Here is a 6,688-nt window from a genome sequence, read left to right as displayed (position 1 = left end):
TCGGCACGATTCGTCTTGCGAAACGGGAGGATGGCGGTCTGCACTTTGGATAGGCCGCGCGAGGTCTCAGCCGCGACACGCACCCTGACGACGCCGCCCGCGCGGCGTGCGACAGGTGCTGGTCTCAAGCGCGCCGGGATCGAGCGAGCCGGTGTCGTTTGGCGCCGGGTGCAGCATCTCCCGAGACAGGATCAACAGGCCCCGCCGGGGCCCGAGGGGAGGAGCGACAGGCCATGAATGCCACCGATATTTCCATGAAACCGCGTATCGGCCGGCGGGGCGTCATTGTCGGCGCCGTGGCGCTGTGCACCCTCGTCGCGATCGGGCTCGACACCACCGTCGTCACCATCGGCTCCGAGCAGGACACCCGCGTCGACGGGTTCTCCCCCGATGCCTACGGCACCAAGGAATTCCCCCGCATCCGCGACGATGTGAGCAAGCGCGCCGTCGACGCCAAGACGCTCGCCGCCGCGCTGGCCGAGGACAAATCCGCAGCCGCCAAGAAATACGGCACCGGTGGCGCGATGCCTGTGCTGCCCGTGCGCGTGACCGGAACGGTCGGCGAAGGCAAATCGGGCATTTACGATATCAATGTCGACGGGCTCGACAACGTGCGCATCCGCGTCCAGACCGGCCCCGCGATCAACGGCACCGACCTGCGCGACGCGCCCGGCGACATCTCCTTCGGCGCCTTCAAGAACCAGATCGAATACCAGGACGCCGGCGCGGGCATTAACCGCGCGATGAAGGCCGAGGTGCTCGACGGGATCGATACCGCCAACCTGACCGGCAAGACGGTGACCGTCACCGGCGCCTTCAAGCTGATCAATCCGAAAATGTGGCTGATCACCCCGGTCGAGGTGAAAGTCCAATGACCGTGCAGCAAAGCATTCGTCCCGACGCCCCGCGAGGGACCGGCGACGTCGTCATGTCGGCCCGCCACGTCGCCAAGCATTACGGTGCGGTGAAAGCCCTCAAGGGCGTGAATTTCGACATCCATCGCGGTCAGGTGACGACGCTGTTCGGCGAGAACGGCGCGGGCAAATCGACGCTGATGAAGATCCTCGCGGGAATCGTGACGCCGACCTCGGGGCAGATTCTGCTCGACGGCGAACCGGTCACCTTCAACGGCGCGAATGACGCGCTGGCGCAGGGCATCTCGATCATCCACCAGGAACTCGCGCTCGCGCCGAACCTGAACGTGCGCGACAACATCTTCATGGGGCGCGAAATCCGCACCCGCCGCGGCGTCGATTTCGCCGAGGAAGAGCGGGTTACCCGCGCCCTGATGGAGGAGCTGGAAGAAGAGATCGATCCGCTCACCCCGGTGGAGGAACTGCGTCTCGGGCAGCAGCAGATCGTCGAGATCGCGCGCGCCCTGCAGGCCAAAAGCCGCATCCTGATCATGGACGAGCCCACCTCGGCGCTGTCGGCCTCGGAAGTCGAAGTGCTGTTCAAGGTGATCAACGACCTCACCGCGAAGGGCGTCAGCATCGTCTATATCTCGCACCACCTCGAAGAGGCGCTGGAAGTGACCGATCACGCGGTGGTGCTGCGCGATGGCGAAATGACCGCCTACGCGCCACGCAACGAGATCGACCTCGAATGGATCGTGCGCAACATGGTCGGCGAAGGGTTCGACCTCGGCACGCCTCCCGACAGCAAGATGGGCGAGCCCTCGCTGATCGTCGAAGACCTCTGCGTTCCCGACCCGTCGGGTCACGGGCTGGTGGTCGATCACATGAGCCTGAGCGTGCGCGCGGGCGAGATCGTCTGCATCTACGGGCTGATGGGCGCCGGGCGCACCGAAATGATGGAATGCGCCGCCGGGCGTCTGCGCGCGAAAAGCGGCGCGGTGAAGCTGCACGGGCGCGACATCTCGCATATGTCGATCGCCGAGCGCATCGAGGCCGGGCTGGTGCTCGTCCCAGAGGATCGGCAGCGCGACGGGCTGGTGCAGACGATGACCGTGGGTCAGAACCTGTCGCTGTCCTCAATCGGTGCCTTCACGCGCGGCCTGTTCACCAGCCGCAAGGACGAGCGCAAGGTGATCGACGACTCGATCCGCGAAGTGACCGTGAAAACCGATGGCGGCGGCGCGATGATCGGCTCGCTCTCGGGCGGCAACCAGCAAAAGGTGGTCATCGGCAAGATGCTCGCCACCCGGCCCGAGGTGATTCTGCTCGACGAACCGTCGCGCGGCATCGACATCGGCGCGAAGGCCGAGGTCTTCAAACTGCTCGCGCGCACCGCACAGGAGCGCGGGTTGGCCGTACTCTATTCGACCTCGGAAGTCGGCGAATGCCTGAGCATCGCCCACCGGATCATCGTGATGAACAGGGGCCGGATCGCGGCCGAGTTCGATCACACCGCAACCAAAGAACAGATCATGGCCGCCTCTGGCGAAGCCGTGCACCACTAAGGGAGGCCAACATGGCGGACGTTACGAATTCCAAGCCCGCATCGGGCAGCATGGGCCTGAACATCGGCAAGATCCTTCTGGAGGGCCGCGCATTCTTCGCCCTCGTCGCGATCATCGCCGTCTTCTCGATCCTGTCGCCGGTCTATTTCAGCATCGGCAACTTCTTGATCATGTCGTCGCATGTCGCGATCTTCGGCCTGCTGGCGATCGGTATGCTGCTGGTGATCCTGAACGGCGGCATCGACCTGTCCGTGGGCTCGACGCTGGGCCTCGCCGGGGTCGTCGCGGGCTACCTCATGCAGGGGGTCGAGATACCGGCCGCCGGTGTCGTGCTCTACCCGCCGGTCTGGGCCGTGGTGGTGCTGACGATTTGTCTGGGCGCCTTCGTGGGGCTGATCAATGGCGTGCTGATCGCGTTCTTCAACGTGCCCGCCTTCGTGGCCACACTGGGGATGCTCTATGTGGCGCGCGGTGTCGCGCTGCTGATGACCAACGGTCTGACCTACAACAACCTTGGCGGCGCCGAAGCTCTGGGCAATACCGGCTTCGACTGGCTCGGGTTCAACCGCATCGCGGGTGTGCCGATCGGAGTGATCGTGCTGGCGCTGGTCGCGCTGACGGTCGGCCTCGTGCTGGCACGCACCGCCTTCGGCCGCTGGCTCTACGCCTCGGGCGGCAACGAGCGCGCAGCGGAACTCTCCGGCGTGCCGACCCGCAGCGTGAAAATCTCGGTCTACGTGCTGTCGGGCATCTGTGCCGCCATCGCGGGCCTCGTGCTGTCGTCGCAGCTGACCTCGGCAGGCCCCACCGCAGGCACCACCTACGAACTGACCGCCATCGCGGCCGTCGTGATCGGCGGGGCCGCCCTGACCGGCGGGCGCGGCAACGTGCGCGGCACGATGCTGGGCGCTTTCGTCATCGGCTTCCTGAGCGACGGGCTCGTCATCATCGGCGTCTCTGCATACTGGCAGACCGTCTTTACGGGCGCCGTGATCGTGCTCGCCGTGCTGCTCAACAGCCTGCAATACGGCCGCGCGCGGCGCTGAGACTTCGAGGACGCGGGACAGGGAGGTTCCGCGCCCGAATACCCGCCGGACCTATCCGGCATCTACAACAACCCAACGGGAGGAAACCCAACATGAAATTCACCAGGCGCACCATTCTCGCGACCGTCGCAATGATGCCGTTGATGGCACAGGCCGCGATGGCTGACGGTCTGATCTCGATCATCGTCAACGATCCCTCGAACCCCTACTGGTACACCGAGGGCGAGGTCGCCAAGGCCACCGCCGAAGAGCTTGGCTATGACGCCAACGTCTCCGCTCACAAGGGTGACACCAACACCGAGAGCAACCTCGTCGACACCGCGATCACCAACAAGGCCAAGGCGATCATCCTCGACCCGGCGAACGCAGACGGTTCGGTCGGCGCCGTGAAGAAAGCGGTCGAAGCCGGTATCCCGGTCTTCATCGTCAACGCCGAGATCAACCAGTCGGGTCTGGCCAAGGCACAGCTGGTGTCGAACAACGCGCAAGGCGCGGCACTCGGCGCGATGAAATGGGTCGAGGCGATGGGCGAAAAAGGCTCCTATGTCGAACTGTTCGGCGCCCCGTCGGACAACAACGCGCAGACCCGTTCGAACGGCTTCGAGACGGTGCTGAGCCAGTATCCCGACCTCGACAAGAAGGCGCAGGAAGTCGCCAACTGGGACCGTACGCAGGGCTATTCCAAAATGCAGTCGATGCTGCAGGCCAACCCGGACATCACCGGCGTGATCTCGGGCAACGACGAAATGGCGCTCGGTGCGATCGCCGCGCTCAAGGAAGCGGGCAAGCTCGACGGCATGGTCGTCGGCGGCTTCGACGGCTCGCCCGATGCGGTCGACGCGGTCAAGGCAGGCGAGATGACCTACACGGTCCTGCAGCCGGTCGCGATCTTCGCCGAGCAGGCCGTGCGTCAGGCCGATCACTTCATCCAGACCGGCGAGCTGGAAGTCTCGGAAGAGAAGCAACTCTTCGACTGCATGCTGATCGACTCGAGCAATGTCGACGCCTACACCGGCCCGTTCACCCTGGATCAATCCTCCTGATCCGGCGCAACGGGACACTGGGAAAGGGGGCCGCGCGGCCCCCTTTTTCGTTTTGACAGGCGCGTGGGGATTTCGGGGGCGTCACGTAGAACGCGACCTCGCAACGAAGAAAGGGCGCCCGCGCGGGCGCCCTTTTTCTGTGTTCTGCAAAGGGTGACGCGCTCAGCGCGCCGCCATCGCTTCGAGCGGCAGGGGCGTGATCCGTGAGGCGTGACCGGCGGTGCCAAACGCTTCGAACCGCGCCTTGCAAAGCTGCTGCATCAGCGCCTTGCCCTCGGTCAGATATTTCCGCGGATCGAATTCGCCGGGCGTCTCGGACAGGACTTTGCGCACGCCTGCCGTCATCGCCATGCGGTTGTCGGTGTCGATATTCACCTTGCGCACGCCCGAGCGGATGCCGCGCTGGATTTCCTCGACCGGCACGCCCCAAGTCGGGCGCATATCGCCGCCATAGCTGTTGATCATCTGCCGCAGATCCTCGGGGACGGAGGACGAGCCATGCATGACCAGATGGGTATTGGGCAGGCGGCGGTTGATCTCTTCGATGACATTCATCGCGAGAATGTCGCCATCGGGCTGGCGGGTGAACTTGTAGGCGCCGTGGCTGGTGCCCATCGCCACAGCCAACGCATCGACGCCGGTTTCGCGCACGAAGCGTTCGGCTTCTTCGGGGTCGGTCAGCAACTGCTCTTCCGAGAGCTTCTCGGTCGCACCGTGGCCGTCTTCCTGATCGCCCATGCCGGTCTCGAGCGAGCCGAGCACCCCCAGTTCGCCTTCGACCGAGACACCGCAGGCATGCGCCATCTCGACCACGCGCGCGGTGATATCGCGGTTATAGGCGTAATCGGCGGGTGTCTTGCCATCGGCCAGCAGCGAGCCGTCCATCATCACCGAGGTGAAGCCATGCTGGATCGCGGTGGCGCAGGTAGCCAGATCGCTACCGTGATCGAGATGCATGCAGACCGGCACTTCGGGGAAGGTCTCGACCAGCCCATCGATCAGCCGCGCCAGCAGGCGGTCCCCCGCATAGGCGCGCGCGCCCCGCGAGGCGGCAAGGATCACCGGCGCATCGGCCTCGCGCGCGGCGGTCATGATCGCCAGGCCCATCTCCATGTTCGAGATGTTGAAGGCGGGCACGGCATAGCCGTTCTCCGCCGCGTGATCGAGCAACTGGCGCAGGGTGATGCGGGCCATAGGTCAGGTCTCCTCTGAAAGGTAGCTCTTGATGATGTCGACCTCTTCCGATGCGCCAAACACGAGCGGCACGTTCTGGTGCGGCGCGTCCGGCACGAGGTCGAGAATGCGCGTGGTGCCATCGGTGGCGCGCCCGCCTGCCGCTTCGATCAGGCAGGCGATCGGCACCGCCTCATAGGCCAGCCGCAAGCGCCCTTCGCGATAGCCTTCGCGCCGGTCCGCCGGATAGAGGAACGCGCCACCTTTCAGCAGGATACGGTGCAGTTCACCGACCGCCGCCGCCAGCCAGCGCATGTTGAAATCGCGCCCGCGCGGACCTTCCGCACCGGCGCGCAACTCGGCGGCCCAGCGTTGCAGACCCGGGCTCCAGTGACGCTCGTTCGAGGCGTTGTAAGCGATGGTCGAGGCCTTGGGCGACAGTCGGACGTCCTGCGCCGTCATGCGGAAGTCCTCACCGTCATAGGTGGCGATCTGCACCCCCTGCCCGGCCGTGAAGCCGAAATCCAGCGAATGCCCGAAGGAGGCGTAGCCAGCTGCGATCGCCTCCGAGCCCGGACGCCGGAAATCGGAGGGACCGGTCGGGTAGATCGCAAACAGCATCCCCAACGGCGCGCCGATACCGATGGAGCCCGACCCGTCGATCGGATCAATCGCGAGATCGAATTGGCCCTCCGGGTCGAGCAGCTCGACCTCTTCGGCCTCTTCCGACAGCATGTGCCGCACGCCCAGCCCCGCGAGCGCCGCAAGGATGTGGTCATGCGCGCCGACATCGAGCGCCTTCTGCACATCGCCGCTTTCGTTCTGACCGCAGGACGCGGCGGGATCGCCGGGCAACCGACCCGCCGCGAGCCGCTGCTCGATCGGGGGCAAGGCATCCGCCAGCGCGGCGATAATCTCTCCAAGCCCGCCAGCAGGCAGGCAGTCACGCAGGTACGCCGCCTGCGAGGGACGGTCGTTCGGCAAGGTCAGCATGTGGGAATTCC

6 protein-coding genes are annotated in these 6,688 nt (G+C 65.4%); 4 read left to right on the top strand and 2 right to left on the bottom strand.

Annotated features, from left to right (window positions below; translation table 11 throughout):
* Nucleotides 1–254 precede the first annotated feature (254 nt).
* The 4 genes from B3D39_RS01030 to B3D39_RS01015 all read left to right on the top strand — a co-directional run bounded on the left by B3D39_RS01030 (nt 255) and on the right by B3D39_RS01015 (nt 4,511).
* Nucleotides 255–875, top strand: coding sequence for a DUF2291 family protein (locus B3D39_RS01030; protein ID WP_286789295.1), 621 nt, complete (start codon nt 255–257; stop codon nt 873–875).
* A complete protein-coding gene (locus tag B3D39_RS01025; RefSeq protein ID WP_274962454.1) occupies nt 872–2,422 on the top strand; it encodes a sugar ABC transporter ATP-binding protein in 1,551 nt (516 codons plus the stop codon). The genes B3D39_RS01030 and B3D39_RS01025 overlap by 4 nt, the downstream gene beginning before the upstream one ends.
* 11 nt (nt 2,423–2,433) lie before the next feature.
* Complete coding sequence (locus tag B3D39_RS01020) at nt 2,434–3,468, top strand: ABC transporter permease (RefSeq protein WP_274962453.1); 1,035 nt, start codon at nt 2,434–2,436, stop codon at nt 3,466–3,468.
* Nucleotides 3,469–3,560: 92 nt separating this feature from the next.
* On the top strand, nt 3,561–4,511 hold the full coding sequence (locus B3D39_RS01015) for a D-ribose ABC transporter substrate-binding protein (RefSeq protein WP_078571281.1): 951 nt from the start codon (nt 3,561–3,563) through the stop codon (nt 4,509–4,511).
* Between the two features lie 162 nt (nt 4,512–4,673).
* Here B3D39_RS01015 and fba read toward each other — a convergent pair whose 3' ends face one another.
* Together fba and B3D39_RS01005 are read right to left on the bottom strand one after the other, a co-directional pair.
* Nucleotides 4,674–5,705 (bottom strand): class II fructose-bisphosphate aldolase, encoded by a 1,032-nt coding sequence (gene fba / locus B3D39_RS01010; RefSeq protein ID WP_078521238.1) that lies wholly within the window; start codon nt 5,703–5,705, stop codon nt 4,674–4,676.
* A gap of 3 nt (nt 5,706–5,708) precedes the next feature.
* Entirely contained in the window at nt 5,709–6,677 is a 969-nt protein-coding gene (locus tag B3D39_RS01005; protein WP_274962452.1) for a class 1 fructose-bisphosphatase, read from the bottom strand.
* Nucleotides 6,678–6,688 lie beyond the last annotated feature (11 nt).

This window comes from Thioclava sp. UBA3469, assembly GCF_002378135.1.
GTDB classification, from domain to species: domain Bacteria; phylum Pseudomonadota; class Alphaproteobacteria; order Rhodobacterales; family Rhodobacteraceae; genus Thioclava; species Thioclava sediminum.
The sequence above is the reverse complement of the archived record's forward strand: the minus strand, read 5'-3'. Positions and strand labels throughout refer to the sequence as shown.